This is a genomic window from Agarivorans sp. TSD2052, assembly GCF_023238625.1.
Lineage (GTDB): Bacteria > Pseudomonadota > Gammaproteobacteria > Enterobacterales > Celerinatantimonadaceae > Agarivorans.
Genome location: NZ_CP096670.1, coordinates 3,414,107 through 3,440,027, shown reverse-complemented (window position 1 = coordinate 3,440,027; position 25,921 = coordinate 3,414,107). Strand labels below are relative to the sequence as shown.

Below are 25,921 nucleotides of genomic sequence, written 5' to 3'. Positions count from 1 at the left end.
TACGACTTTAAACAAGTGTTTGAAAAATGTTATCAAAGAGTTGTATGATTGCAAATGCGACATTTGGCCAATGGTAAAGCCATACTGATATGTGGGATGCTAGCCTGACACCTATTTTGTATCTTTTTTGGGGTGCAAATTTATCTTAATACAGGGTTACATTAACTAAAACGCTAAGCATAAGCTAATGCTAAATAATAACTATAAATTAAGGGAACAATTGATGAGTAAGCTGACCAACAAGGAATCCAACTATCTACCACTAAAACACTTTCAAGTATCAAGTTTGCTGTACCAGTTTATAAACCAAGATGTATTGCCTGGTACGGGTGTCAATGAAGCGGCATTTTGGTCTGATTTAGAAAGCTATTTATTGCAGTTTACCCCTAACAATAAAATACTTTTGGCTAAGCGTGATGCATTGCAGGCTCAAATAGATCAATGGCACGCTCAACACCCTGCGCCATTTTCCGCCGATGTTTATCAGCAGTTTTTACGCAGTATCGGCTATCTTGTGGAGCAACCCACTCATGTTAGTTTAGACACTTCAAAAGTTGACCGAGAGTTGGCTTTATTAGCGGGGCCCCAATTGGTGGTGCCGGTAATGAACGCACGTTACGCCTTAAACGCCGCCAATGCGCGCTGGGGCAGCTTGTATGATGCTTTATATGGCACTGATGTACTTGACCAAAGCGGTGAGTTGGCACCAGGTGCAAGCTACAATCCCGCTCGTGGGGCCGCGGTGATCGCCTATGGGCGCGCATTCTTAGATGAACACTGTCCTCTGGCGCACGGCAGCCATACAGACGCCACAGACTACAGGGTGTTGTCTGGAGGTTTACTGGTTTGTTTAAAAGATGGCTCCAATACCACCCTAGTCGAAGCTTCTCATTTTGCTGGCTATCAAGGTGAAGCCGAGCAACCCAAGGTTATCTTACTTCAGCAGCATGGCTTGCATATTGAGATTCAGTTTGATGCTGAGCACCAAATTGGTTCACAGGATACCGCAAACATAAAAGACATTGTCTTAGAGTCAGCACTGACGACTATCATGGACTGTGAAGATTCTATTGCTGCGGTTGATGCTGCAGACAAAGTTGCGGTATATAAAAACTGGCTAGGTTTAATGTGCGGGAATCTAAGTGAATCGCTGACAAAAAATGATAAGACAATCACTCGCCAGTTAGCGCCAAATCGTCATTACATTAATGCCCAAGGGCATGGCTTTAGCTTAAGTGGCCGTTCTTTGATGTTTGTGCGTAATGTTGGCCACTTGATGACCAGTGATTTGATGCTTGATGCTGACGGCAATGAAGTTCCAGAAGGGCTGCTAGATGCCGTGTTTACCAGTTTAATAGCTAAGCACGACTTGCTCGGAAATAGCCCTTATCGCAATTCGCGAGAAGGCTCTATCTACATTGTGAAACCTAAGATGCATGGCCCAGAGGAAGTGGCTTTTAGTAACCAAGTTTTTTCTGCGGTGGAAGAGTTATTAGGTTTAGCCGCCAATACCATTAAACTAGGCATTATGGATGAAGAGCGCCGCACCAGTGTAAACCTAAGTGCGTGTATCGCTGAAGCGAATCAACGGGTGGTCTTCATTAATACGGGCTTTTTAGATAGAACCGGCGACGAAATCCATACCAGTATGTGTGCTGGCGCGATGGTGGCAAAAGGGGACATTAAAGAAAGCGCTTGGATTAAAGCCTATGAACTTAATAACGTAGAGGCCGGATTAGAGTGTGGTTTACTCGGTAAGGCACAAATAGGCAAAGGCATGTGGGCAATGCCGGAGATGATGGCTGCGATGATGCAGACTAAACAAGCGCATCCAAAAAGTGGCGCAAGTACAGCTTGGGTTCCTTCGCCTACCGCCGCTACCTTGCACGCCATACATTATCATCAAGTCGATGTATTTAGTATTCAGCAGCAACTAGTTGCACAATTGAACCCATTGAATAAGCAACGCTTGGCTGATTTACTCACCCCGCCTTTGGCGATAGAAACCACGTGGACAGAGCAACAGCTAATTGCCGAGTTGGATAACAACATTCAAGGTATTCTAGGTTACGTGGTGCGTTGGGTTGAGCAAGGAGTGGGTTGTTCAAAAGTCCCTGATATTAACGGCGTAGGTTTAATGGAAGACCGAGCAACTTTACGTATCTCTAGCCAGCATGTCGCCAACTGGCTGAAGCATGAGGTGGTGAGTGAAGCTTTAGTTAAGCAACGTTTTGAAGTGATTGCCGCTTTAGTTGACCAGCAGAACAGTGGTGACCCTCTATACCAAAATATGGCTGGTAATGTTGCCGATAGTTGCGCATACCAAGCCGCGCTCGATTTAGTCTTTAAAGGTTGTGAGCAACCAAGTGGTTACACTGAACCGCTGTTACATGCTTGGCGACGTAAGTTTAAAGCAAGCTAGTCCCTCAAAAAACGCCCTATAGAATGCCCCCAATATTTGTATATGCAATTATTGGGGGCGTTCAATTTATATATCATAGTGCTTGATTTTCCTGCACAAACGGCAGCGAATGTTCAATTTGGCTTACTAGGTTTAGCTACCGTTATATCAAACGGTAACGCAATGATTGTAAACAACAAGGTTGAAGACCCTGCATTAGACATCGCCCGTGAACTAGCGAATGGATTGAGTAATAGTTATCGCGTTAAAGTGATTGACGATGATTCAAGAGTAGTAACCACGCCTGAAGTACCCAATATAATTAGCTTATACAGTGAATATGATTATATTTTGGATGTACGTACACTAAGCTGGAGTTCCATTTACTATCCTAGTGATTGGGATAACTACCGAGTGAGTTATCACGTTCATGCGCGCTTAATTGACCAAGAAAAAGGCAATGTTATTGCAGAAGAAGTTTGTAACAATATGCCCGAGTATGAAGATACAGGAAAAGCGCCGTCTTACGCAGAGCTGGAAAAGGGTGATGCCTTAAAGCGAGAGTTAGCACGATCAGTGGAATATTGTGTCGAGCATATTAGAAATTTGGCGAAGCTGAGTAATACCACTAATGCTAATACTGTAAAAGTAGAAGAAATTACGCCTACAGAAACCAAAACATTGTAATTTCTGGTTTGTTTTTCACATGGGGGGAGCAATTCTCCCCAAACATTAGAAGTCTAAGCCAATCCCAACGACAAGGCGGTAGTCGTTTTTAACGGGCGTAATGTCGTCAGCATCTGCTGTTGGCGAGTCGGTATAGTCCCAAATAAAGTCGATATCTAAATCTAAATCATCGGTAATATCAATAGCTAGATTAACCAAGTTATGATGTTGATAACCACCGGTTTTTTGTTGTGATAAGGTCATTTGATAGTCGTGGGTTAACTCAATATCTTTAGTGATATCTATTTCGAAATTAGAGCCAAAAGATAAACCCAAGCTGCTTTCTTTATCAGAATTGCCGGCGCTCACTTCTTCAAAGCGCGTTTGTTGCCAAGATGGACCAATTGATAGCTCCCACTTTTTATCGTCATCATCCACCGCTATATAACCTACCTGTGAGGCCAGCTGGGACTGTAGCTTGATGTTTTTAAGCGGCGCATGGTAAAAGTCGGCCAAAATGGGGCGAAAAAACCAATCATGATGCTTGTATAAATCGTGAGACAAGGTGATACGATGGTTACGTGCGGTGGTTTCACTGTTCGATTCAGAAATCACCCCAAGATAGGTAATGATCGTTCGATTTAATGCGGTTTTACGCTCGCTATTTAACTTACCATTGATTTCTAGGGTATTGGTATTACCACTCGCTATGTTGGCACTTAGGGTGGCTTTGTTTTCCCAGCGGTCGGCTTCGCTTTCGGCTACTCGATATACCGAAATTACATCGTAACGAGAGGCATGGTGCGTATCCTTGCCAACAATAGTAACTTTATCTTCATTCACCATTAAGCGGCCTCGTACCACGCCTAAACCCCGCAAGTTTACCTGATACCACTTTGCTGTGCGTAAGCGGTGGATGTCATCAATGTCTATGGTGAGATCATCGAGCTCGTCACTGTCGAACAATGCTTCCTTTTGGTATAGCTCTTCTAACTCTCCTTGAATCACTTCACCTGAATCTAGCTGGATCCAATCTTTATCTTCATCAAGATCGAGCGCACTGAAGTAGTCGTGCTGAAATTGCTCGCTGATCGACGGTATATTGTCCGGAAGGTCAGTTTGCTCGGTTTCTGCTCTCAATAAAGGGCTGAGAACGAAACTGAAGAGTAGCGGCAGAACAAAGGGGCGCATTAAATTTCCTGTACTCCATCAAGCAACATTGAGTTTAGTGCTTTGATAGTAGCGGCTTTTTATTGATTACGGAATATGCTGTTAAGCCAATTAGACTATTTGTTTGAAAAAGCTTTAGGCCGCATAGTCACCTAAAGCTCACTTTTTGTAATAGTTTTTGGTGACTATTTTACTTGGGCCTTACGCATCCATTCACGGTATTGATCGGCCTCTTCATCGCCTTCGGCGGGTGACCAAGGGGCAAAATCTTCCTTTGGGGTGGGGACGTAAGCGCCTTCTTTAATCTCTAAACCCACAGTTCCGGTTTGCATACAAGCATAACCATGCCAAGTGTTAGGTGGGATTTCAATCGCTCGGTTGGTGGCGGGTGACAAACTATGGCGCTGGGTAAGCTGGCCTTCATCATTAAAGATCAATAGATCTAATTGCCCTTTCAGGACCAAAAATAATTCCCACTTGTGGGCTTCGCTATGGCGATGTGGGCGCATGTAGGTATCTGGTTCGGTAGCGATGAATAGGCGCTGTACATTAGCGTCTAAGCTATCGTGCACATTGTGGTGGCTACGTTGGCGGGGCGCTGCTTTTGCATTGTCGCTAAAGGTCGAGAAATCCTTATCGCTAATGATTTTTAACATCGAAGCTATTCCTATCTAGAATGGTATTAGCGCTATATCTGGCGCTATAAATGAACTGACATAATGGTGGCACAATAAAGTTCACTCAACAATTGCTGATTTAAGGGGTAGAGTGAAGTATTAAGCCGATTGTTTACTGCTAGAGGAAAGTTATGACGATATATTCAGGGAAGTGCTTATGTGGCCAGATATCCTATCAAGTCACGCAATTGGAGCCGCGCATGGGGCATTGCCATTGCAGCATGTGTAGAAAGTTTCATGGCGCGGCATTTGCGACTTATGGCGAGGCGAAGGCTGAACACTTTAGCTGGTTGAGTGGTGTGGAAAAACTGCAACAATATAAAGCTCATAATGGCACCACTCGTCAATTTTGCGGGACTTGCGGTTCCAGTTTAACCTTCGCACCCGACAATGACGATGGCCAGTTTATCGAATTTAGTTTAGCGACCCTAGACACTGATATTGCGCTAAAACCCGATGCACATATCTTTGTTGCCAATAAAGCAAATTGGAATGACATTTGTGACAACTTACCACAGTTTAAACAAGGCAGGGTGGAGTAGAGCCCCGCTAGTTAACGGGGGGGTTGTTTAAGCTTTGCAAGTATTGATGGGGAGTAATACCGCGTAAACGTTTAAAGGCGCGGCAGAAACTTTGTTGATTGCTGTATGCTAGGCGCTCTGAAATGTCTTCAATCTGATAACCTTTGAACAGATACTGGATGGCCTCATTACACAATACATAGCTAGTCATCGACGAAAAATTCCAGCCATGGGCTAATAAACGACGTTGTAATTGTTGCCGAGACATATCCAAACAGTCCGCTAAAAAGGCCACACTCGGTCTACCGTAATAGCGCGAGAAGTTAATCAGGGAATAGAGTGATTTTGCCATGTCGTGCGGTTGTGGAATATTCACTAATTCATCTAACTGGGCGTCATTTAAGCGCAATGGTGCTTGCTTTTGCCATTGGCTTTCATTGTTGGGTGCGATCACAGAGTTATTAAGCCACACTTCGGTTTGCGCTGTACCGACATTTACCTTACAACCAAAAAATGCTTCTAATCGAGGTTTGTCCCTAGTAGGACCTGTTAAGTTAACTTGCAGTGGAACAAACTTGTCACCAAGATAATGGCGTAGCATGTTTACCATCATTAGGGCGACGCGAACACTGTCGTGCAAACGCCCTTGCTTGTGTACAAAAGGGTTAAGGTAACACCATTTAATAATATGACCCGATTGCAAACCGTGGAATGTACAACCTGATTGCAAACATGAGGTTCCATAGTTGATGCGACGAAAGGTGATCGCTAAATCAGGGGTATAATAAACCCAGTTGTTAAAGTGCTGAATATTCTCAAAGCGCAAGTAGGGAGATAACTTAAGCATAAATAGCGGGTCTTCGCTTAGCCGCTCAGCTAGCTCTAACCAGTGATTACACATAGTTTGAGGGACCAAGGACAGCGGTTCTTCCAGCAGTTTATCGGGGATCCCTAAGTCTTGACTGCTAATGCCGTATTCAGCCTTTAATCCATCAATGATCGGCTTGATAAAATTTAATCGAATAAACGAAATGTTAAAGTCTTTCATTACGTCTCACTTCTTATCTCTACAGTCTGAATCAATATTTGGGCCTTATGGATTCAAAGTGTCTATGTATGGCTATTGTAGGCTATCAACCAGGGTAATGGGTAAGATTTAATTGACGATCAAAGCCGAATGCTCAACGTTAAGGCGAGGGCGAGCTTTGACCCTGCCACCAACCAATAGTAGGCTGAAGCTTTGCGGAGAATGCTGAATCAAACGCTATGAGATGATAGGGATTGTATGAAACCATTGGATGTGTTTTTCGCCTTGTTGGTGGCAACTATTTGGGGGGTAAATTTTTCGGTTATAAAATTTGGCTTAATGGAGTGGCCGCCGGTGTTATTTTCGGCGCTGCGTTTTGCCGTTGTTGCTATCCCAGCGGTGCTAATTGTTCCTTTCCCAAAAACAGCAGTGCGTAACGTACTGGCTGTTGGTGTTTTTCTTGGCGTGATAAAGTTTAGTTTGTTGTTTATCGCTATGAAGGTAGGAGCTTCCGCGGGCTTAGCCTCTCTATTGTTACAAGCACAGGTGATGTTCACCATTTTACTAAGCTATATATGGTTTAAGGAAAAAATCACCGTTTACCAGCTGCTAGGGATCTTCATTGCCTGTGGTGGCTTCGCGTTATTTTTTAGCAACAGCTCGGAAAATTTAACGTTGCTTAGTATGCTCTTACTGCTACTTGCGGGGTTGTCTTGGGCGGTATCTAATCTTTTTATGAAACGAGCGGGTGGGGTTAATGTATTGCACTTTATGGTGTGGGTAAGCCTTGTTCCCCCCTTACCTTTGCTGCTGTTTTCTTATTTATTTGAATCAAAGCAACCAATAGCATTATTGCTGAACGCGCAATGGACTACTTGGTTGGCTTTGGCCTATGTCGGCTTTATTTCTACGCTGCTTGCGTTTGCTTTATGGGGGCGTTTGTTGACGAAATATAGTGCGGCAACAGTCACCCCTTTTGCTTTATTGGTTCCGGTGGTGGGAATGCTCACCGCCAGTTTGGCATTTAACGAACACCTAACGATTATAGAATGGATGGGAACCTGTTTAGTATTGTTGGGCCTAATCAGTTGTGTATTTGGAGCAAGCCTACGCACTTGGCTTGCGCGTTAGCCAATTCGCGTGATTAGCAATTGTAAGTAAAACCTTGAGGCTCTAAAGTGAGCATAAAAATAGCGTGGGATAATAAAATGTCAGGATTTAAAGAACTGAACAAGCGTAGTGCTAACTCGTTTCAGCAACAGCGCCAGGTGATTAAACAAGTACTAGCGGGTAAAACCAAATTGTGTGAAAGCTGTAAGCAACCTTTGTTTGTGGTTTTACCTAATCAAGAAAAAACACCCGGGGTCTATTGTGGCAAGGGCTGTACAGCGATTGAACTTGAAATATCTTAATCGCGGGGGCCTTTACGACGGTCCTGTTCGAGAAACTTAAGCCCTTCTTCAATCGCTACCTTAGTTTTTTCTACTAATAGCACCCGTTCTTCGTCACTAATTGCACTTAGTACATCAACGTCATGCCTGATGTAACGCGGTGGTAAGCGGTTAAGTACCAAGCAACATAAGTCTTGCAAGGTATCTAAATCACAGCGCTTTTGAATGTTTAAGGCATGTAGTTGTTCACCTACTAGGAACTCAGTAAAGTTATGAATTTCCTCTGATAAGCGCATGTAAATTCCTCAAATAAATGTATGTCTTCAGGTTACATAAGAATAGTCAGAGTCGCTAGACTCTGACAGATAATATTATGGTTGTTGAACCGGACTCACATTTAGCGCTTCATTATACAGCGCCTCGTATTGCCAAACAGACTCTTGCCAATGGAAGCGAGACTTCATTGCGCGGTGGCGCATTGCTTGAAATTCTTCGGGGTGCTCTAGATATAGCAACAATGCTCGGCGTAAGATATTGAGTAGATCTGCTGGCTCTGGATCATAGAAAATATGTCCGGTTGCTTGGCTTGGATCTTCATCATAATCGACAACCGTATCTTTTAAACCACCCACTCCGCGAACAATAGGTAAGGTCGCATAAGCCAAACTATACATTTGGTTTAAGCCGCAAGGTTCAAATAGAGAAGGCATCAGGAAGAAGTCTGCCCCTGCTTCAACTAAATGGGCTAGTTCATTACTGTAAGCGTGAATAAAGCGAAGCTTATCAGGCCATTGTTTTTCCAGCGCTTCTAGTTCGCCCACAATGCCACTATCACCGGTCCCAACAATCACAACTTGTACATTATGACGTAAAAACTGTTGTAGCGCTGGTAGCAATAAGTAGAACCCTTTCTGTTCCGTTAAACGGCATACCATCCCAAATATCGGCACATCAATCTGAGCAAGATTAGTTTTCACCTGCAAAGTATGACGACAGACCGCTTTGCCGCTGAGATCGCTGCTTGAATAATTGGTGGGTAATAAGTGATCAGTAGCGGGATCCCAATCAGAATAATCACAGCCGTTCAAAATGCCGACTAGGTCTGCTCTTCGCTGTTCGAAATAGTCACATAAACCGTGAGAGCCTAAGCGAGTGAGTAGCTCTTGTGCATAGTTAGGGCTAACAGCATTGATTTTGTCGGCGTAACGGATCCCTGCTTTCAGTAAGTTTAAGCAATTATAGCCATCCAATATTTGGTCAACTAGGCCATCAGCTAAACCTTCAAGAAGGTGAAACTGGTGTTTTTCAAAGATGCCTTGGAATGCGGCATTGTGGATAGTTAATACCGATTTACTATTACAAAAGAACGGGTGATGGGCATACTTTTGCTTGAGAAGATAAGGGATTAAAGCAGTGTGCCAGTCGTTACAATGAAAAATATCAGGCTTAAAGTCTAGTGCTTCAGCGACTTGAAAAACCGCCCTAGAGAAAAAAGAGAAACGTTCGCCATTATCATCATAGGCAAACTCGCCTTCGCTATATAATTGATCCCGTTCGAAATAAGCATGTTGCTGGATAAGATAAACGGGGACATCTTCAAGCATTAAACGATAAACAGAATATTCGATGTCATCATGATTAGTGTGTAAACGTAAGTCGAAGAGTTTTTCAGCTTCATCATGGCGCTTTAAGGTTTTATAGAAAGGCATGATAATTCTTACGTCTTGTCCATGTTCCTTTAGGGCAAGAGGTAAAGATTTAGCCACGTCAGCTAAACCGCCTGTTTTAGCAAGGCTTTCAACTTCAGAGGCTATAAATAATATCCTGACAGGATTGGCTGTCACAGAGAGCTCCTTAACTATTAAGGCACCTAGGGTGCCTTAAATAAGTTCATATTAGAGTAATTGCTTGTCTATTTACAAGGTGACTTGGTCAATTAAAAGCCAACTTTAGCGTTTTTCGGTATCACTACAATTCCTTCTGGAGATACCGTAAAACGTTTGCGATCTTCTTCTAAATTTTCTCCTATAATGGTTCCGGGGGCAATTTCAGCATTTTTGTCGATGATTGTTCGACGAATCTGACAGCCTTCGCCAATTCTACAATTAGCAATTAACACCGACTCGCTAATGACCGAGCCCGGGCGAACGTGGCTTCTGAAACCAAGTACACTGCGGTTAACCTCTGAACCTAAAACAAAACTACCCGCAGATATCAGAGATTGGCTGATACTTACTTTTTTGTCTCCTACATCCTTAAAGGTTGCTGGTGGCAATGGAGGGTAATGGGTGTGCAGTGGAAATTTAGGGTTGTATAGCGAAAATGGTGGCTCTTCATCTAATAAGTCCATGTGAGCCGCCCAATAGGCATCTAAGGTACCTACATCACGCCAATAGCCGCTAGTTGTCTCACCTGGTATGTCGTTTTGAGTAAAGTCGTAAGCGAATACATTACCCTTAGGGTAGAGCTTTGGAATGATGTCGTGGCCAAAATCATGCGTAGAATTGTCTTCTTTAGCATCATCGTAGAGTGATTCTAATAAGACTTTACGTTCAAATACGTAGTTGCCCATAGAGGCCAGTACATGGTCAGGGTCGCCAGGAATGGTTTTAGGGTTTACTTTAGGTTTTTCTTCAAAACCAATCATTCTCCCCTCTACGTCGACTTCGATGATACCAAATTGGTCGGCTTGCTCTTTAGGCACCTTAATGGCGGCTACAGTTAGGTCTGCTTCTTTACGGCGATGTTCATCTACCATTTGACGAACGTCCATCTTGTAGATGTGGTCGCTACCAAAAATACAAACGTGATCAGGCTCATTTATCTCAATAAATCGCGCATTTTGGTAAATGGCATCAGCGGTTCCGTCGTACCAGCGTTTACCCACTCGCATTTGAGCGGGAACCGCGTCAATAAAGCGGTCAGTAATGCCTGATAAGTGCCAAGCTTGGCGTAAATGGATATTTAGTGATTGCGATTTAAACTGAGTGAGAACATAAATCTTTAAAAAATCAGAGTTAACAAAGTTATTTAAGGCGAAGTCGATAAGCCGATAGCTCCCCCCAAAAGGAACCGCGGGTTTAGTGCGGCTATCTGTTAGCGGATAAAGGCGTGTGCCTTCTCCACCCGCGAGGATCATTGTAAGAATTCCAGCCATGGGACCTAGTACCTCTATTTAAATTTTAAGTTATGAAATCGTTTTCACGTAATCCGTCTAAGTTTCCAGATATTTGCTCTAATGTAAACAGCAGAATAGTCGTTTTAATAAATCCATAATGAAAATAGTGATTTTCTATATGCAACAACGCAAAATCTTGAATTTTTTGTTATCTAGCTTGCTTTCACAGCGAGAGAAGTGTTGCTTAATAATTGCTTCATACTGAAGAAAACTATTTGCCACTAACCATAATTCGCCGTTAGCGTTTAAATGCTGTTTTGCTTGAATAAGAAACGTTTCAGTTGTTTCATATTGCGTATCAATACCAGCATGGAATGGCGGGTTAGTAACGATAAAATCAAAGCGTTGACCCACCTCGCTTAATCCATCTGAAGCAAGTACTGTTCCATCTAGCGAGTTTGCTGCTAAAGTTGCTCGGCTGCTAGCGACAGCAAATGCACTAACATCGAGCAGCGTGATATCGATTTCATAACGAAGTGCCAAGCTTGCACCAATAACGCCCGCGCCGCACCCAAAGTCGAGCACCGAGCCACGCATAGGCGGTAGTTGCTCAAGTAAAAGTTGGCTGCCGTAGTCTAGTTTCCCATGGTTAAATACGCCAGGCATAGATTTAACACTCAAGCTTTTATCGTCAGCGGGAATGGTGAACTCTGATTGCCATTGCTCGGCAACAAACGGAGGGGCCGCTTGGGTTAACTCTCCATGATAGAGCCCACAGCGGCGAGCACTATCAATTTTGTTCATCTTAACCCCAAATTCGGCAAGTAGTTTTTCACAACTCTTTACTCCGCCTCTATTCTCGCCAACCACAAAAATACTTGCGCCAATTTGCAGTTGCGGTAATAGCTGAGCAAATAGGTAGGCCGCTTCTTGTTTTGCTTTGGGCATAAACAACAGCAGGGCGTTGCTATCAGGGTTTATCACTGGGGTCGCTGAAAATTGGCTAGTGAGCCTACGGTGTTGATTAGCTTGGTAGTAGCGGTAGTGCCCATAGTGAGTACAGCATAGTTGTAAGGATTCAACCTGTTCTAATAGTGATAAAGGGTAGTTGTCGGCTAACTGACCTGCTACAACTAAGTGTTGTTGAGCAAATAAATTGTCATGACGGGCGAGTACTTGGCTGGTGGTATGTAGCGAGGTGTTCATAGTTAGGCTTTATCACGGTATTTAATGGTGGCAATAATAGGAAGTTTTCACAGAAAAGGCTATCTCATCGCAGTTACTATGGATTTATTTTTCAGGTTACTTGACTTTTAGTGCGTGCTAAGGAAACTAGCTAGTAAGATTTTCGTTGTTAAAGGACTGCACCGTGTTGCCACTTTCTTTAGAGTTGAAGAAGTATAAACGGCCCGAAATAAAAAACGGGTGGTTAATGGCTGGGTGTTATTAAAACGAAACAACATTTTTGAACCCGGCCACTGTGACCGGGTTTTTTTATTTTTGAAGTAAGTTGATGGAGCGGGCATGTTTAGAGGATCGATTGTAGCGCTAGTTACTCCCTTTACAGAAGGCGAGGTGGATTATGCGGCGATTCGCGAGTTAGTTGAATGGCATATTAATCAAGGGACTCACGGTATTGTACCAGTAGGTACGACTGGTGAAAGCCCCACCTTAAGCCATGACGAACATATCGCGGTGGTAAGAGCGGTAGTTGAACAAGCTAAGGGAAGAGTACCTGTTATCGCTGGCGCGGGGTCTAATAACCCGGTTGAAGCGATTGAATATACAAAGGCTGCTCAACAAGCTGGAGCCGACGCGACATTGCATGTGGCGGGTTATTATAACCGCCCAAATCAAGAAGGCCTTTACCAACACTTTAAGATGTTGCATGACGCGACCGATATTCCGATTGTTTTGTATAACATTCCACCTCGTGCGGTGGTGGATTTGAGCCCCGTGACCATCGCTAAGTTGGCTTTGTTACCCCGTATCGTCGGCGTGAAAGACGCTACCGGTGATTTATCACGACCGTTGTTTGAACGTCAATTAATCAGTGCTGACTTTTGTTGGTTAAGTGGTGAGGATGCAACCGCAGTCTCTTATAATTTGAGTGGTGGCCAAGGGTGTATCTCTGTCACCGCTAACGTTGCACCCAAGTTATGTTCGCAAATGCAACAAGCCACTTTAGATGGTGACTATGCGAAAGCGAGTGAGATTCAAGACAAGTTGATTCCTTTGCATCAGGCGATGTTTTTGGAGCCAAGCCCTGCCGGTGCTAAGTACGCCATGTCTTTGCTTAACAAATGTAAAGCCGAGTGCCGTTTACCCGTAACTGAGTTGTCTGACACCACCAAGAGCCGCATCCGTAAGGAAATGGAAACTCTTGAGTTGATATAGGCTTATCAAGCAACGTTAATTTAGGCTGAGCATGCTCAGCCTTTTTTGTGCCTGTTAAATAGCAAAACAATACTAGTAAGCGAAGTGAATAGCTTTGCTACACTCTATGTAAACACTGAAAAAGGACGTGGCGTGGCGGATGTAGATCTTGTGAGCTTTTTTCATAGTATTGTGGAAACGGATAGTGGTTATTGGTTGTTTCAGCCAAATGATGATCTCGTGACTGTACGTTACCCTTGGGTGGCCAATGAAACGGATAAAATGTCTTTAGAGCAATGGTTGCAGAAAATTGATATTCGGTGCCGGTCGGCTTTCCAGCAAGCGATGCATGCTAGCTTAAGCAATAACACGGCACTGGTTTGTCATTATTGCCATAGTGAAGATGAGTGGTTGCGCCTTCACGGTATGCCGGTTGAAATTCAGCAGCAACATTACTTGCTAGCCAGTGTATTACCCTTAACCATGCCGGTGATTAACGATGAGACTAAACTACGCGATCCGCAAAGTGGTTTGCTGTCTGCCCCTTTATTTCGTGAGTTGCTGATTCAAGCGATGCGTTTAAGCCAACGCAATCATGAACCCTTTGCCATTCTCACTTTGCATTACTCTAGCAATGACTCTTCGTTGGTGTGCGCTATTGTTGCCCAAGTTTTACAACAACAGTTGCGGCGTTCTGACAGTATCGCCCAATATAGTGATGGCGAGTTAATTGCTTTGTTATATGGGGCAAGCAGAGCCGCGGCCAACAGCGTGGCAGAAAAACTGACTTTACAGCTACAACAACAATTACAAGGCGTGTCTTTGGATAGTTTAAAAGTAGGGTGGGCCTACTATCCTGAGCATGGGGATAACGTAGATACTCTATTGGCTCATCGCTTAGATTCCGTAGAATTATTGTCGCCCTATTAATGTGTGGTTAAGCTTAAGCGTCGTCAGCGTTATCTGAGCGACGCTTAAGCTTAAGGCTTAACTTCCAGTTTTGGCATTGTGTGAGATGGTAGAGGTATTCTTCAGCATATTGAGATACAAATTATCTAGCTCCTCAGGGGTGACGACCAAACCGTTTGCATCACTAAATTCATTCACTATATTGCTTTCTGCAATGGTTTGGCTATCCATATAACTTGCCATGAAGTAATCACGCTTATCTGCTGATAATTCGCCATTAAGCAGGGCTAATTCAAGTCGGTCTACCGAGCTAACTTGTAACTCTGAAGCGCTGCTTTGCAGTACCACTTGAGCAGCCTTAGGCTGGGCATAAATAGTTTGATAAAAAACGCGACTATCAGCATGAGACAGCAAACGTAGCTGGCTACGTTGCAAGGCAAAATGCTCGCTACTGAAGCTATTACCATTATCTAAGCAGTAGCTGGCCGCGGAGTACTCGCTAGAGCAATTGCTGCTTAAATTAACCGAATCGATGGATGCCAAATCGGGCAATTCAAGGCTTACAGCTGAGCTATCTGAGTCGATGGCTACAAAGCTATCAAATTGCCATTGACTGTCTAATGTGCTTCCAGAAAAAAGCCCCACCCAGTGGCTGACTAAGCGGCTATTAGAGAAAATACTAAATTCGTCAACCTGCTCATATAAGGTTTGCCAGTGATAGCTATTGTTATTGTGGATGGCCAGTATTGCGCTACCGTCATCTAAACTAAGGTTAGATGCCGCTTGCCAATACATCGGTAGTAAGTCTTCACTAGTAAGCTCCACCGAGATGATATCGCCGCTGTCTTCGGTATCATAAATATACTGTGGCTCAATAAACCCGTAATAGGCGAGGTCAGTATGCTGTTGATTTTCGCTAGCATAGAACGCCGTGACCAAGGTGTTTTTAGTGGCCGGTAAAGGTGAGCGTACAGGGACGTGTGCCGATATTTCACTGCCAGCGACTAACTCTGCCGAGTAACTGGTTTTATAGTAGCTAACACCGCTTAATTGCAATGCGCTTAAGGCCGCGGTGTCAGAGGTATCAACCGTTGTGCGGTAGTCTTTTCCTTTATAGCAATCACTGCCCGTTTGCGCACTACGCACACTAAACACCGAGTCGGATAATAAAGACTTTTCAACACTTAACATGTACACATCGGGTTGCCCGGTAAAGTCTCGGTCAAGTTCTTCTAAAGATACGTACCCTTCATCGGGTACTAAAGCACTATTAATGGTGACAATTCCCGTGCTGGGAACATCCGCGGCAGGGATGGTGTGTTCGTCAATGATAGTGCCATCAGCATTGTGAAATAGAATGTTGTAACCAGTATTCGCAACGGAGGCGGTCATCACTCGGCTGTCATCTGTCTCTGAGGTTCCATAGATAATACAGCCAGATTTCATCTCACTTTCTTTTTGCGTTTGTAACTGAATAATTTGCCACTTGTATTTTGGGGCACTGGGTGCTGATGAGTCACCACCACCGCCACATCCAGATAACAATAAAGTGGCTAAAAAGGTTGTAGAAATTGCCTTGTTCAAGAGTTAGTCCTTAAATCTATAAGTCAAAAAAATGCTGCATAAGGTCTTTTAGCAAATTTTGAACCCGATTAGTGGTTATTTTTGAATTAATAATTTATTTATGATTTTTTTGCTGGTTTTTTGTACTAAGGTGGAGGCTGGTGAGAAGAAGAGACTCAATGATTGATAGACGTAAATGATCAGTGGGTTGTAGCGAAGGATGTTGGTGGAGGGGCGATGGCTAAACCAACGGGTTCTAGGTCCGATTTATTCTTGACTGTGGATAAGTGTTTAAGCTTTAGCTAACAGCTGTGGCCCGCGAGAACTTTTTTCATCCATATACTGAAAATACAAACGAATGTGAGTGGCCGCTTGATCAACACTTCTTCCCATCGCTTCGCGAATTTGCTTACGGTTAGCTTGCTTGGCATCGTCGCCATCACGCAATTGAGTTGCTGATTGGTTTGGCTGAACGTCATTACCGTTATACACCGCACTGCCTGGGCTAGACATTTGTCTACGCGCGGTATACTCGCTTAATGTTTGCCTAGGGGCGGTGTTTTCTATGCGGGTACGGGCAGCATAAGTAGACTCTAGCGAGGCCGCTTGTAAATTGTAATTAACTTGCATGATAAAGCCCCCTCTAAGCTTGAATAACAAGTATATCGGCCACTGTTACATGAGCTTTAGCCTTTCTCAGCTGCAGGCCAAGTAATGGGCTATATGACTATTGGCCGGGTAGTTCTGTAAGGTGTCTGTTTCAGCAAACTGCTGAGTTTTTCCTTGTTCGATAAAGGCTACACGCTTGGCAACTCTTGAGGCGTCTTGCCATTGGTGAGTGACCATTAACACCGCCAGCTGCCATTGTTCTGCTAACTGCTTAACTAACTCCAAGCACTCTAAACGCAGCATCGGATCGAGTGCGCTAAAAGGCTCGTCCAGTAATAAGATAGGTTGTTGCCTGACTAAGCAACGCGCTAATGCCGCTCGTTGTTGCTGACCACCTGACACTTGGTCTGGGCGTTTCTGAAGTAAATCTGCGATCCCCAAGCTGTCAGCCACTTCACTAATTTGCTGTTGTTGGTTTTTACTGGGTTTAAGGGAAGGGGCGATACCTAATGCAATATTTTGGGCAAGAGTAAGGTGGTGAAATAAATTGTGTTGCTGAAACAAACTGGTGACAGGGCGTTGAGCAATGGGTTGTTGTAATATGTTTTCCCCTTGCCAAATTAACTCGCCAGAAGTGGCGGGTACAAAACCAGCAATAAGCTCTAACAGCGTACTTTTACCACTACCACTCGCGCCTAACAGGGCCACCACTTCTCCTGCCGCCACGTCTAACTGGTAATTAAACAGCTGTTGTTCACGCTGGCAGCTTAGTTGGTTTATCTTCAGCATGGGCTTCGTCCTATGGTACGATCGAGTAGATAGAAAATACTGGTGCATAACAGCAACATAATCAGTCCGGTTGCACTGGCTAGCGCATATTGATAAGTGCCCAATTGTTGATATAACAACAGCGGTAAAGTGACGACATCCACACTGCCTATCAAGGCGATGACACCCATATCCCCCAAAGATAATACCATCGATAAACCCAGGGCGAGACTCAGTGGTTTTCGCAGCAAGGGCCAAGCAATAAAACGTATTTGACTAGACATTGGCAATGCTAAGCTGAGGTTGAGTTTACGGTATTGCTTCACCAAGTCATTGAGCGCTGGTTTTAAGCTACGAATAAAAAATGGCAGGCTCATCAAGGCATTGATTAGTGCGACTAGGGCTTGCGTATATTCAGCAATATCTGTTCGTCGAATTAGAAAGAAAAACAAGCCTGTAGTGATCACCATCGCTGGCGCAAGTAACATGACCGAGGCAAAGAGCTCTTGAATTCGATTGGTTTTACTGCGGCGCTGTTGGTTGAGGTTATGTGCGTAGTGGGCCAATAAGCAAAATCCCAACACCGTTACCCATAGTGTGCTTTGTAAGGCAATACTGAGTGACCAAGTAATACTGCTTTGCCATTGAGCCCAAGGCAGTTGGTGCCAATTAAGTGTAAATAGTGGGCTTAAAATCCCCAATGTTACTGATAGTATGAATAGATAATAGATGCTCAGAGCAACACGATAGAACATACAGAGGCCAGCAGAAGCGTTAATTTTTTCGATATAGGATTGCTTAAGGCGGGGCGCGTCTTCTTGTTCTCGGCCTAATAATAACCAACCTAAACTGGCGGCGATAATTAATTGCAACAGGGCACATTGCAAAGCAAATAAGGGATCAAAGTCGTAGCGTAAAGCCTGATAAATTGCCACTTCTAAAGTGGTGCTACGAGGGCCACCGCCTAGTGCCAATACAATGGTGAAACTACCAAAGCAAAGTAAAAATACTAAGCCAAATAAACCCGCTAGACGAGAACGGAGCAGTGGCCACTCTACATTCCGCCAGCGCTGTAAATCACTGAAGCCTAGTTGTTTAGCTTGCCGCCAATAGCTGGCAGGAATATCGTTAAATTGCAGGTAGCAATAGCGGGCAATTAACGGCATGTTCAAGAAGCTATGTGCGATTAAAATCCCAGGTAATCCGTATATATTCCATGAAAATGGGCTTATCTGTTGCCAAAACCCATTTGAGCCAAAGCTGCCTACGCACCCTAGAACAACTAAAATAACCGGGCTAACAAAGCATAAATTGGCTATTCGTAATTGCCAGGCCAACGACTTGGGTTGCAAGTAAAACCACGCTCTAGCAATCAGCACTCCGCCTCCGCACGCTAGCGCCGCAGACGCTAAGGCTTGCCAAAGACTAAAGCGTAAAACTCGCCATAAATAGGGGTCATTAAATGCTGCCCAGCTAAGCTGTTTAGCTTGTTCGGCTAAACCATAAAAAGCCACAGCCACAATCAAGGCGATTGTCGCTGTGGCGGCATAGCCTAATAGCGCTGCTAACTTGGGCATTATAAGTGGCTTATTGGCTTACTGCGTTCCGCCACTCTTTGGTCCATTGCTGACGTTGTTTACTGACTGTTTGATTGTCGATACTAAGAGGCTTTGGCATTATCAAGCTTGAAAATGCTTCAGGCAACTCTGCCTTTGGATTAACCGGTAGCATCCAATTGCTGGTGGCGATGATTTGTTGTGCTTCTTCACCAAGCAAAAACTGTAAAAATTGCTGAGATAATTCAACATTTTGACTGGTTGAGCTAATAGCCGCTACTTCTACTTGGCTCATATGCCCTTCGCTGAACTCAGCTGCTTGGTAGCGATTTTCTTGCTCTGCGACCATGTGATAGGCAGGGGAGGTGGTGTAGCTTAGTACTAAATCTGCTTCACCCTTTAAGAACATGCCGTAAGCTTCGCTCCAGCCTTTAGTCACTGTCACTGTTTTGGTTTTGAGCTTGTCCCACGCTTGAGTTGCTTGGTCACCGTATAAGGCTTTAATCCACAACATCAAGCCCTGACCTGGTGTGCTAGTTCGTGGATCCTGATACAAAATGGTGCCGTCAAAGTCGTTAATTAGCTCTTGCATAGAGCTTGGGGCTTTGGCTAATTTTTCAGTATTGTAGACAAAGGCGAAGTAGCCATAGTCAAACGGCACAAAGTTATTATCTTGCCAGTCAATGGCAAGCGGGGGCAGTGTTAATTGATGGGCTTGTACCGAATCAATAGCGTTGGCTTCAGGGATTAAGTTGGTGTCTAAGCCTAGAATAATGTCGGCTTTGTTGCGCTTACCTTCTAGTTTCAAGCGATTTAAAATAGCCACACCATCATCTAAACCTACCCACGAAATCGTGCAGTCACATTGGCGTTCAAAGGCTTTAGTTAGTGCTGGTCCAGGTCCCCAATCAGAAACAAAACTTTGGTAGGTATATACGGATAGTTCGGTTTTAGCTTGGCTATTAAAGCCTACTACACTCAATGCACAGCATGCTAGCCATAGCAGTTTTTTCATCTTACACTCCTTGATAATAATTTTTCTGTGACCACTTACGGAACTTAGTGTGCCGAGTTTTGCATTACCCGAACCAGTCTTAAGTTACCTAGAGTTACACCTTGGACCATTACTGAAAGCCGACCGTTTAAGCGGTGGCCATCAGCATTCTTGGTTACTTAAAACGCAAACCGAACTGTTAGTATTGCGTCTAAATCAGCATCAGCCTTGTTATGGCTTGGATTATCAACGCGAAAGAGAAGTATTACAACAGCTTAACTTAGTTCCTTGGGCGATCAAGTTACACCCATTGAGTAATAGTAGTCATTTTTTACTGTATTATTATCAACAAGGCGAGGTAGTGAGCCATAATCAATGGCGACAACCAGTGCTTTGGCAGCAGCTATTAATGATACTTCAGCAATTACCAAAAGCCGGTAAGGGCTTGCCACATTTTGATATGCTTGGTTACCTAACACATTACGTTTGTGATGTGACAAACGCTCAAGCACAAGGCTGGCGACAGCGGGCCTTACGTTGGATAGAACAGCAAAATTGGCCAAGCGCTACGGCCTTTAATCATCATGACTTACACCTTGAAAATTTGCTCGTTACGCCTCAGCAAAAACTGTTGGTATTAGATTGGGAGTATGCGGCTACCTCTATGCTTGGCTGGGATGCAGCCAGCGTGTCGGTGCGCTGTCCGGTGAACATTGAGCAGCGCCAGCAATTGCTCAAGCTATCCGACCTAGGTCTTGAACAATTTGCATTATTAGAAAAAGGTGTGACATTGTTAGACTTGGCCTGGTATTGGCAATATCAGGCTGAACAGCCACTATTGATGCCGCGTTCTTTGGCTTGGTTAGAAAGTATCAAGGTATAGCGCGCATTCAAGTGTCAGCTTAAATGCGCTGCAGGCGGGCTTTATTCTTCTACTAGCACTTCGGCGCGCCAATTGCCTTCGCCGTTTTCACCTAAGGTTTCGGCTAAGTAAGGTAACACCTCTTGCATTTCTTTCATCAAGGTCCACGGTGGGTTGATAACAATCATGCCACTGGCAGTCATACCAAACTCATCGCTGTCGTGCTGAATACCTAATTCAAACAGTTGAATATTGGTCATGCCGCTACGGATTAAGGCTTTTTCGAGCTTATCGATACGAAAGCGTTCAACGACCGGGTACCACAAGGCATAAGTACCAGAAGCAAAGCGTTTGTGAGACTCAACTAAAGTGCTTACCACGGTGCGATACTCGTCTTTCACTTCATAGGACGGATCAATTAATACTAAGCCTCGACGTTCTTTAGGGGGCATTAGTGCCACACAGCTTTGGTGGCCGTTTTCTTGGCGAATTTTACAGCGACGATCGCGTTGAAACAAACTACTTAAAGGCGCTTGCTCACTAGGGTGTAACTCGTGCAAAAACAGTCGGTCATCACGGCGCAGCATCATTTTAGCGATCCACGGTGAGCCCGGGTAATACTGGCGGGTTTTTTCTGGGTGCAGTTGGTTCACCAGTTTTAAATAGTTTTTTAGCAACTGCGGTAAATCTTCAGCGTCCCACAGTTTGCCAATGCCGTTTTCATACTCACTCTTTTTCTTAGCTTCAGGGCTATTTAAGCTATACGCACCGGCGCCAGCGTGAGTATCGATATAACAAAGAGGTTTATCTTTTTGAGTGAGATGAGTAAGAATTCGCTGTTGTACTAAATGCTTTAGTACGTCGGCAAAATTACCCGCGTGATAAGAGTGGCGATAGCTTAACAAAGTGTAGTCTCTGTATTGATAAGAAAGGGCATCAAACGAAAGCTGATGATAATGCGCTAGTCTAGGTACAGACTAGCGCAGATGCAAGTTTCTCACCCACTTTACTCGATTAGATGATTTGTGTGGGGATGCTGGGGCCGCAGTTTAGTAATATGGCCAGTTTAGCTAAGGCTTCATCTAGTAAAAGGTTTGATTCCGCCTGGCCTAATGACAAACGAACAGCGTTAGGGCTCGCTTGGTTATCAACCACAAAGTGTTCAGCCGAGGCCACTTCTACGCCTTGTTGCCTAGCCGCTTCTACAAATTGGGCGCAACGCCACCCAGAGGGGAGCTTCAACCAACAGTGTAAGCCGCCTGGTTGGTAGGTGTAATCTAAGCCCGCCATATGATGATGAAGCAACTGGGCCCGCTGGTTCACCCTGCGGCGCTGCTCGATGAGTGCTTGATCGGCATGGCCTGCTTGGATCCACTGAATGGCGATATCAACCAACAAGGGGCTAATATTCCACACACTTCCTCGAATCGCGCTGTTAAGTGCATCATTTAGGTGTTTTGGCGCGTGTAGATAAGCAAAACGTAAGCCCTTAAATGCTCCTTTAGAAAAACTATTTAGATAGATGACTTGCTCGGGAGCAATCTCAACCATTGACCTGGGGCGCTGATCTGGCAGTAAACCACATACGTCATCCTCAATAATGATCACTTGGTGTTGCTGACAAATCTCGATAATTTCTAGGCGCCGCTGCTCAGACATAATTGCGGTAGTGGGGTTTTGCAAAGTCGGGGTGAGGTAGAGGGCTTTGGGGTGAAACTTTTCAATATGATGCAACAGGTCGATTGGGCAGATCCCCTGTTGGTCTAGCTTCAGGCCCTTTAATTCAATCTTAAGCTGTTTGGCCAAGGTAATCAGACCGGGGTAACACAAAGATTCGCAAAGAACGCGCTCACCAACTAAATCCATAGCAATTAAACATAGGTGTAGGCCATGTTGTGCCCCATAGGAAAAAAACAACTGTTCAGGCTTAAAGTGAAAACCTTGTTGATTCGTCCAACTACACATCGCTTGGCGTTGGCTGATGATGTTTTGACTGAAGTCGTTATCTAGCAAGTCATCCAACTGTTCACCTGCTTGGCTATAGCCTTGCAGTAACTGACTTAAGTGCTGAGCCCTAGCTTGGGTAAACGCCGTATTTTGCCATAAGCCTATGTTTTGGTTATCCCCTTTTAGGCTTCCCCATTGCTGTTGGTAGTCAGGCATTTTTTTTACATAGCTTCCGCTACCGGTTCTAGATTCAATTATGCCTTGCTGCTCGGCTTGGGTATAAGCTCGGCTTATGGTGCCCACGGTGACTTCAAGCCACTCGGCTAAATGCCGTTGAGGAGGCAGTTTTTCTCCGGGTAGCAGAGAGCTACTGGCGACTAACTCTCTTAGCTGCTCAACAATTTGAGCGGCTTTATTTCCTTCTTTATTCAACTTGTTCCAAATTGTCATCATGACAATAAACCTTTTGACGCCGTTGTAAGGCTATATTAGCGTGTAACTTAGATGTTTGGCAGTGTTTTTCACAGTTTTTACTATATTGTATCGATACAATTTTGGAGGGGATATGGATATTGCTTTGTTTTCATCAATGATTATATTTGCAGTGGTTATGGCTGGAACGCCGGGGCCAAATAATATGCTACTGACTTTTTCTGGCGCCAATTTTGGCTTTAAGCGCACTTTGCCGCAAATGGCAGGAATTCCGGTTGGCATTGCTTCGATGATCTTGCTGATGGCTTTAGGTTTAAACTGGGTATTTCAGCATTACCCGCTATTGCAGTGGGGGCTGAAAATTTTAGGTAGTGCTTATTTATTGTACTTGGCCTACCGTATATTAGGCCAATCTACATTGGCGAAGCAAAGCATGGCGAAACCTCTCAGCTTTTTAGAATCATTGGGCTTCCAGTATTTAAACCCCAAAGCATGGATGATGACTTCATCGGCAGTGGCTAGTTTTGCTATCCCCGGTGAACACTATTGGCCATCTATCGCAGGCTTGGTATTGTCATTTTTTCTCGTCAATCCGGTGACCGCGACGGTTTGGGTTAGTTTTGGTAAGTTTATCGCCCGCTGGTTAAGCTCTCCGGTCGCTAGGCAAAACTTTAACATAACTATGTCATGCCTCACCGCTGGTTGTGTGCTACTGCTATGGCTGTAATGGTATAAAATGGCTATTCTGACAAATTTAGTTACATGGTAGGCTTTACAGGCAGTTAAATTGACTAAAAGATGCCAAATACATTGGGTTAACTAATTATCAAAAAAAGGTAAATTAAAGAAAAGTATAGCTTTATTTTTGAAAGTGGTTGTTTTTATAAGTTTCAATCCAACTTTCTTTGATTTTATTAGCCTCTACGTTTTTAGCGTAAAGCTTCGGTAACACCGTAGCAGAATTATGTGTTATCAAATTGTTGATTTTAAAGCCAAGTATCCCGAGAATTCGTTTGTTTATCAATTAATGACATGGATGTGTTAATGCGAAGTATTGTTGGTATCACCTTGCTTTTATCATTGTTAGCTTGTGGTGGTGGCTCGGAATCAGTCTCGGACGAACCTCAAAACCCTAATGTGGATATTGAGTTGAGCCAAACTGCCCGTAAGGGCCAGCCCGTAACATTAAAAGCAAAAGCTTCTGGTGTGGGTACTATTAGTAAAGTGGAGTGGCGCCAAGTTGCAGGGCCAAGTATCAGCTTTAATCAAAGCGATAGCCTAGAGTTGGAAATAACCCCCGCCAGTAATAACGCTCTGGATGCTGATACCTATACCTTTGAAGTAGCCATTACTAATGAGCAAGACAACGTTACTCGCCAGCAATTGAGCTTTGAAGTGAAACAAGCAATGAGCTCAGCCCAAGCAGCCCGCTTGCTGCATCAAGCTACGCTAGGCCCTAAAGGCATTGAGATAGAACAAGCAATCGGTATTAGTGAGCAAGAATGGTTAGACGAGCAAATGCAATTGCCGATTACTTTTCATTCGCCGTTGGTAAAAAACTACCCCGATAGAGAGGAGCCTAATCAAATCAATCGAGTGGACGCTTGGTGGAAGGCATCACTCAATGCGCCTGATCAGTTGCGTCAACGGGTGGCTTTTGCCTTAAGCGAAATTTTGGTGGTATCAGATAGTAATAATGCGTTGCGTGGTGAACCAGAAGGTATGGCTCATTACCAAGATATTTTACTCGAGCACGCTTTTGGTAACTACCGAGAGTTACTAGAAGAAGTCACCTTATCGCCAGTCATGGGGACTTACTTAAGTCACTTAGGCAACGAAAAAGCCGATGAAGAGTTAAACATTCGCCCTGATGAAAACTACGCGCGTGAAGTGATGCAGTTATTCACTATTGGTTTAGCGGAATTAAATCTTGATGGCAGCCCCAAGCGCGATGGCGAAGGCAATACGATTGCCACTTACGGTCAACCACAAATTGAAGGCTTTGCTAGAGTATTTACCGGCTGGACATTTGGCGCGAGCGCCCGCTGGAACCGACCTAGCCGTAACTATACGATTCCGATGGAAGCCTACCCCGATTACCACTCGCAAAAAGACAAAACCTTATTAAGTGGAGAAGTCATCGCCGGCGGACAAAGCCCAGAAGACGATATGCAAGCGGCGTTAGATAATTTATTTAACCACCCTAACGTGGGGCCATTTATTGGTAAACAGCTTATCCAACGTTTAATTACCTCTAACCCTACGCCGCAATACGTGGCGCGTGTAGCCAGTGTATTTAACAACAATGGCCATGGTGTTCGCGGTGATTTGGCGGCAGTAGTTCGCGCTATTTTGTTAGACGACGAAGCCCGCCAAAACTCAGGGGTAATAAGCTACTACGGTAAAGTGCGAGAGCCTTTATTACGCACTGTTCAATTTTGGCGTGAGTTAGATGCGGCTAGCCCTAGTGGTTGGTATTTCACTTGGTCGTTAAACGACAGCCATGGCCAAAGCCCTTTAGGTTCGCCATCGGTTTTTAACTTTTTTAGACCCGATTACCAGCCTGCTGATTTATTGGATTTGGACATCGTGGCACCAGAGTTACAAATTGCCAACGATGCCGCGTTAATTGGTCAGTTTAATAATCAATACGGTAATTTTCTATGGAATATTAAAGAAGAAGTGTCTGATCCTAGTGACAATCGTATTTTGTTAAGTATGCAGGCGCACGCTAACATTCTTGAGTTACAAGGTTTAGAAGCCTTGCTCGATTACTACAATACTGTGTTTTATAGCGGGGCGATGAGTACTTCTCAACGACAAACGTTGCGCGAAGTACAAGATATATGGTCGTCATGGGGGATTAATCATCAAGTCGCATTTTTGTTATTTACCGTGTCGGTTTCTCCCGACTATGTTATTCAGCTTTAGGAG

At 44.2% G+C, this 25,921-nt stretch carries 24 protein-coding genes; 10 read left to right on the top strand and 14 right to left on the bottom strand.

The annotated features are described in order from the left end of the window. Nucleotides 1-223 precede the first annotated feature (223 nt). Together M0C34_RS15620 and M0C34_RS15615 are read left to right on the top strand one after the other, a co-directional pair. Nucleotides 224-2,422, top strand: coding sequence for a malate synthase G (locus M0C34_RS15620; RefSeq protein WP_248712610.1), 2,199 nt, complete (start codon nt 224-226; stop codon nt 2,420-2,422). Between the two features lie 42 nt (nt 2,423-2,464). Next, nucleotides 2,465-3,088 (top strand): hypothetical protein, encoded by a 624-nt coding sequence (locus tag M0C34_RS15615; protein ID WP_248712609.1) that lies wholly within the window; start codon nt 2,465-2,467, stop codon nt 3,086-3,088. Nucleotides 3,089-3,133: 45 nt separating this feature from the next. Here M0C34_RS15615 and M0C34_RS15610 read toward each other — a convergent pair whose 3' ends face one another. Both M0C34_RS15610 and M0C34_RS15605 read right to left on the bottom strand, forming a co-directional pair. Next, the gene (locus M0C34_RS15610) at nt 3,134-4,258 is read right to left on the bottom strand and encodes a DUF481 domain-containing protein (RefSeq protein WP_248712608.1); all 1,125 of its coding nucleotides are present in this window, start codon (nt 4,256-4,258) and stop codon (nt 3,134-3,136) included. A gap of 164 nt (nt 4,259-4,422) precedes the next feature. Beyond that, complete coding sequence (locus M0C34_RS15605) at nt 4,423-4,893, bottom strand: WbuC family cupin fold metalloprotein (protein ID WP_248712607.1); 471 nt, start codon at nt 4,891-4,893, stop codon at nt 4,423-4,425. Between the two features lie 152 nt (nt 4,894-5,045). Between M0C34_RS15605 and M0C34_RS15600 the strand changes: the two genes are divergently transcribed. Beyond that, entirely contained in the window at nt 5,046-5,456 is a 411-nt protein-coding gene (locus M0C34_RS15600; RefSeq protein ID WP_248712606.1) for a GFA family protein, read from the top strand. 7 nt (nt 5,457-5,463) lie between these two features. Here the strand turns inward: M0C34_RS15600 and M0C34_RS15595 are convergent, their stop codons facing one another. Continuing rightward, entirely contained in the window at nt 5,464-6,483 is a 1,020-nt protein-coding gene (locus M0C34_RS15595) for a helix-turn-helix domain-containing protein (RefSeq protein WP_248712605.1), read from the bottom strand. A gap of 237 nt (nt 6,484-6,720) precedes the next feature. Here M0C34_RS15595 and M0C34_RS15590 point away from each other — a divergent pair, with 237 nt between their 5' ends. Together M0C34_RS15590 and M0C34_RS15585 are read left to right on the top strand one after the other, a co-directional pair. After that, nucleotides 6,721-7,593, top strand: coding sequence for an EamA family transporter (locus M0C34_RS15590; RefSeq protein WP_248712604.1), 873 nt, complete (start codon nt 6,721-6,723; stop codon nt 7,591-7,593). A gap of 77 nt (nt 7,594-7,670) precedes the next feature. Further along, entirely contained in the window at nt 7,671-7,874 is a 204-nt protein-coding gene (locus M0C34_RS15585) for a hypothetical protein (protein ID WP_248712603.1), read from the top strand. Here the strand turns inward: M0C34_RS15585 and M0C34_RS15580 are convergent. The 4 genes from M0C34_RS15580 to rsmC all read right to left on the bottom strand — a co-directional run bounded on the left by M0C34_RS15580 (nt 7,871) and on the right by rsmC (nt 12,177). Further along, the gene (locus M0C34_RS15580) at nt 7,871-8,149 is read right to left on the bottom strand and encodes a late competence development ComFB family protein (protein WP_248712602.1); all 279 of its coding nucleotides are present in this window, start codon (nt 8,147-8,149) and stop codon (nt 7,871-7,873) included. The two genes, M0C34_RS15585 and M0C34_RS15580, sit on opposite strands and share 4 nt — an antisense overlap. 75 nt (nt 8,150-8,224) lie before the next feature. Then, the gene (gene glgA, locus M0C34_RS15575; protein ID WP_248712601.1) at nt 8,225-9,697 is read right to left on the bottom strand and encodes a glycogen synthase GlgA; all 1,473 of its coding nucleotides are present in this window, start codon (nt 9,695-9,697) and stop codon (nt 8,225-8,227) included. A gap of 92 nt (nt 9,698-9,789) precedes the next feature. Then, on the bottom strand, nt 9,790-11,010 hold the full coding sequence (glgC, locus tag M0C34_RS15570; protein ID WP_248712600.1) for a glucose-1-phosphate adenylyltransferase: 1,221 nt from the start codon (nt 11,008-11,010) through the stop codon (nt 9,790-9,792). Between the two features lie 135 nt (nt 11,011-11,145). Continuing rightward, a complete protein-coding gene (gene rsmC / locus M0C34_RS15565) occupies nt 11,146-12,177 on the bottom strand; it encodes a 16S rRNA (guanine(1207)-N(2))-methyltransferase RsmC (protein ID WP_248712599.1) in 1,032 nt (343 codons plus the stop codon). Between the two features lie 318 nt (nt 12,178-12,495). Here rsmC and dapA point away from each other — a divergent pair, with 318 nt between their 5' ends. Both dapA and M0C34_RS15555 read left to right on the top strand, forming a co-directional pair. Next, entirely contained in the window at nt 12,496-13,368 is an 873-nt protein-coding gene (dapA, locus tag M0C34_RS15560; protein ID WP_248712598.1) for a 4-hydroxy-tetrahydrodipicolinate synthase, read from the top strand. An 84-nt stretch (nt 13,369-13,452) separates the two neighbouring features. After that, nucleotides 13,453-14,277: a diguanylate cyclase domain-containing protein gene (locus M0C34_RS15555; protein WP_248712597.1), complete on the top strand. Its 825-nt coding sequence runs from the start codon at nt 13,453-13,455 to the stop codon at nt 14,275-14,277. 57 nt (nt 14,278-14,334) lie between these two features. Here the strand turns inward: M0C34_RS15555 and M0C34_RS15550 are convergent, their stop codons facing one another. The 5 genes from M0C34_RS15550 to thiB all read right to left on the bottom strand — a co-directional run bounded on the left by M0C34_RS15550 (nt 14,335) and on the right by thiB (nt 19,767). Further along, nucleotides 14,335-15,840, bottom strand: coding sequence for a hypothetical protein (locus tag M0C34_RS15550; RefSeq protein ID WP_248712596.1), 1,506 nt, complete (start codon nt 15,838-15,840; stop codon nt 14,335-14,337). Between the two features lie 270 nt (nt 15,841-16,110). Then, on the bottom strand, nt 16,111-16,449 hold the full coding sequence (locus tag M0C34_RS15545; protein ID WP_248712595.1) for a hypothetical protein: 339 nt from the start codon (nt 16,447-16,449) through the stop codon (nt 16,111-16,113). 66 nt (nt 16,450-16,515) lie between these two features. Continuing rightward, nucleotides 16,516-17,217 (bottom strand): thiamine ABC transporter ATP-binding protein, encoded by a 702-nt coding sequence (gene thiQ / locus M0C34_RS15540; RefSeq protein WP_248712594.1) that lies wholly within the window; start codon nt 17,215-17,217, stop codon nt 16,516-16,518. Next, a complete protein-coding gene (locus M0C34_RS15535; RefSeq protein WP_248712593.1) occupies nt 17,211-18,773 on the bottom strand; it encodes an ABC transporter permease subunit in 1,563 nt (520 codons plus the stop codon). The genes thiQ and M0C34_RS15535 overlap by 7 nt, the downstream gene beginning before the upstream one ends. Nucleotides 18,774-18,783: 10 nt before the next feature. After that, on the bottom strand, nt 18,784-19,767 hold the full coding sequence (gene thiB, locus M0C34_RS15530; protein ID WP_248712592.1) for a thiamine ABC transporter substrate binding subunit: 984 nt from the start codon (nt 19,765-19,767) through the stop codon (nt 18,784-18,786). A gap of 49 nt (nt 19,768-19,816) precedes the next feature. On the opposite strand from thiB, the gene M0C34_RS15525 reads away from it, so the two are divergent. Next, nucleotides 19,817-20,629 (top strand): phosphotransferase family protein, encoded by an 813-nt coding sequence (locus tag M0C34_RS15525; RefSeq protein WP_248712591.1) that lies wholly within the window; start codon nt 19,817-19,819, stop codon nt 20,627-20,629. Between the two features lie 41 nt (nt 20,630-20,670). Here M0C34_RS15525 and M0C34_RS15520 read toward each other — a convergent pair whose 3' ends face one another. Further along, entirely contained in the window at nt 20,671-21,513 is an 843-nt protein-coding gene (locus M0C34_RS15520) for a 23S rRNA (adenine(2030)-N(6))-methyltransferase RlmJ (protein ID WP_248712590.1), read from the bottom strand. A 109-nt stretch (nt 21,514-21,622) separates the two neighbouring features. Continuing rightward, nucleotides 21,623-23,008, bottom strand: a complete 1,386-nt coding sequence (locus tag M0C34_RS15515) for an aminotransferase-like domain-containing protein (RefSeq protein ID WP_248712589.1) — start codon at nt 23,006-23,008, stop codon at nt 21,623-21,625. 112 nt (nt 23,009-23,120) lie between these two features. Here M0C34_RS15515 and M0C34_RS15510 point away from each other — a divergent pair, with 112 nt between their 5' ends. Together M0C34_RS15510 and M0C34_RS15505 are read left to right on the top strand one after the other, a co-directional pair. Then, complete coding sequence (locus M0C34_RS15510) at nt 23,121-23,714, top strand: LysE family translocator (protein ID WP_248712588.1); 594 nt, start codon at nt 23,121-23,123, stop codon at nt 23,712-23,714. Between the two features lie 317 nt (nt 23,715-24,031). Then, entirely contained in the window at nt 24,032-25,918 is a 1,887-nt protein-coding gene (locus M0C34_RS15505; protein WP_248712587.1) for a DUF1800 domain-containing protein, read from the top strand. Nucleotides 25,919-25,921: the final 3 nt, after the last annotated feature.

Excerpts from the sequence above, each read along its gene's own strand:
- dapA (WP_248712598.1), top strand. The coding sequence starts at position 12,496 with ATGTTTAGAGGATCGATTGTAGCGCTAGTTACTCCCTTTACAGAAGGC.
- M0C34_RS15510 (WP_248712588.1), top strand. The coding sequence starts at position 23,121 with ATGGATATTGCTTTGTTTTCATCAATGATTATATTTGCAGTGGTTATG.
- M0C34_RS15590 (WP_248712604.1), top strand. The coding sequence starts at position 6,721 with ATGAAACCATTGGATGTGTTTTTCGCCTTGTTGGTGGCAACTATTTGG.
- M0C34_RS15505 (WP_248712587.1), top strand. The coding sequence starts at position 24,032 with ATGCGAAGTATTGTTGGTATCACCTTGCTTTTATCATTGTTAGCTTGT.
- M0C34_RS15535 (WP_248712593.1), bottom strand. The coding sequence starts at position 18,773 with ATGCCCAAGTTAGCAGCGCTATTAGGCTATGCCGCCACAGCGACAATC.
- M0C34_RS15605 (WP_248712607.1), bottom strand. The coding sequence starts at position 4,893 with ATGTTAAAAATCATTAGCGATAAGGATTTCTCGACCTTTAGCGACAAT.
- M0C34_RS15615 (WP_248712609.1), top strand. The coding sequence starts at position 2,465 with ATGCAATTATTGGGGGCGTTCAATTTATATATCATAGTGCTTGATTTT.
- M0C34_RS15620 (WP_248712610.1), top strand. The coding sequence starts at position 224 with ATGAGTAAGCTGACCAACAAGGAATCCAACTATCTACCACTAAAACAC.
- M0C34_RS15595 (WP_248712605.1), bottom strand. The coding sequence starts at position 6,483 with ATGAAAGACTTTAACATTTCGTTTATTCGATTAAATTTTATCAAGCCG.
- thiB (WP_248712592.1), bottom strand. The coding sequence starts at position 19,767 with ATGAAAAAACTGCTATGGCTAGCATGCTGTGCATTGAGTGTAGTAGGC.
- M0C34_RS15610 (WP_248712608.1), bottom strand. The coding sequence starts at position 4,258 with ATGCGCCCCTTTGTTCTGCCGCTACTCTTCAGTTTCGTTCTCAGCCCT.
- M0C34_RS15545 (WP_248712595.1), bottom strand. The coding sequence starts at position 16,449 with ATGCAAGTTAATTACAATTTACAAGCGGCCTCGCTAGAGTCTACTTAT.
- M0C34_RS15580 (WP_248712602.1), bottom strand. The coding sequence starts at position 8,149 with ATGCGCTTATCAGAGGAAATTCATAACTTTACTGAGTTCCTAGTAGGT.
- M0C34_RS15585 (WP_248712603.1), top strand. The coding sequence starts at position 7,671 with ATGTCAGGATTTAAAGAACTGAACAAGCGTAGTGCTAACTCGTTTCAG.
- M0C34_RS15515 (WP_248712589.1), bottom strand. The coding sequence starts at position 23,008 with ATGATGACAATTTGGAACAAGTTGAATAAAGAAGGAAATAAAGCCGCT.
- thiQ (WP_248712594.1), bottom strand. The coding sequence starts at position 17,217 with ATGCTGAAGATAAACCAACTAAGCTGCCAGCGTGAACAACAGCTGTTT.
- M0C34_RS15600 (WP_248712606.1), top strand. The coding sequence starts at position 5,046 with ATGACGATATATTCAGGGAAGTGCTTATGTGGCCAGATATCCTATCAA.
- rsmC (WP_248712599.1), bottom strand. The coding sequence starts at position 12,177 with ATGAACACCTCGCTACATACCACCAGCCAAGTACTCGCCCGTCATGAC.
- glgC (WP_248712600.1), bottom strand. The coding sequence starts at position 11,010 with ATGGCTGGAATTCTTACAATGATCCTCGCGGGTGGAGAAGGCACACGC.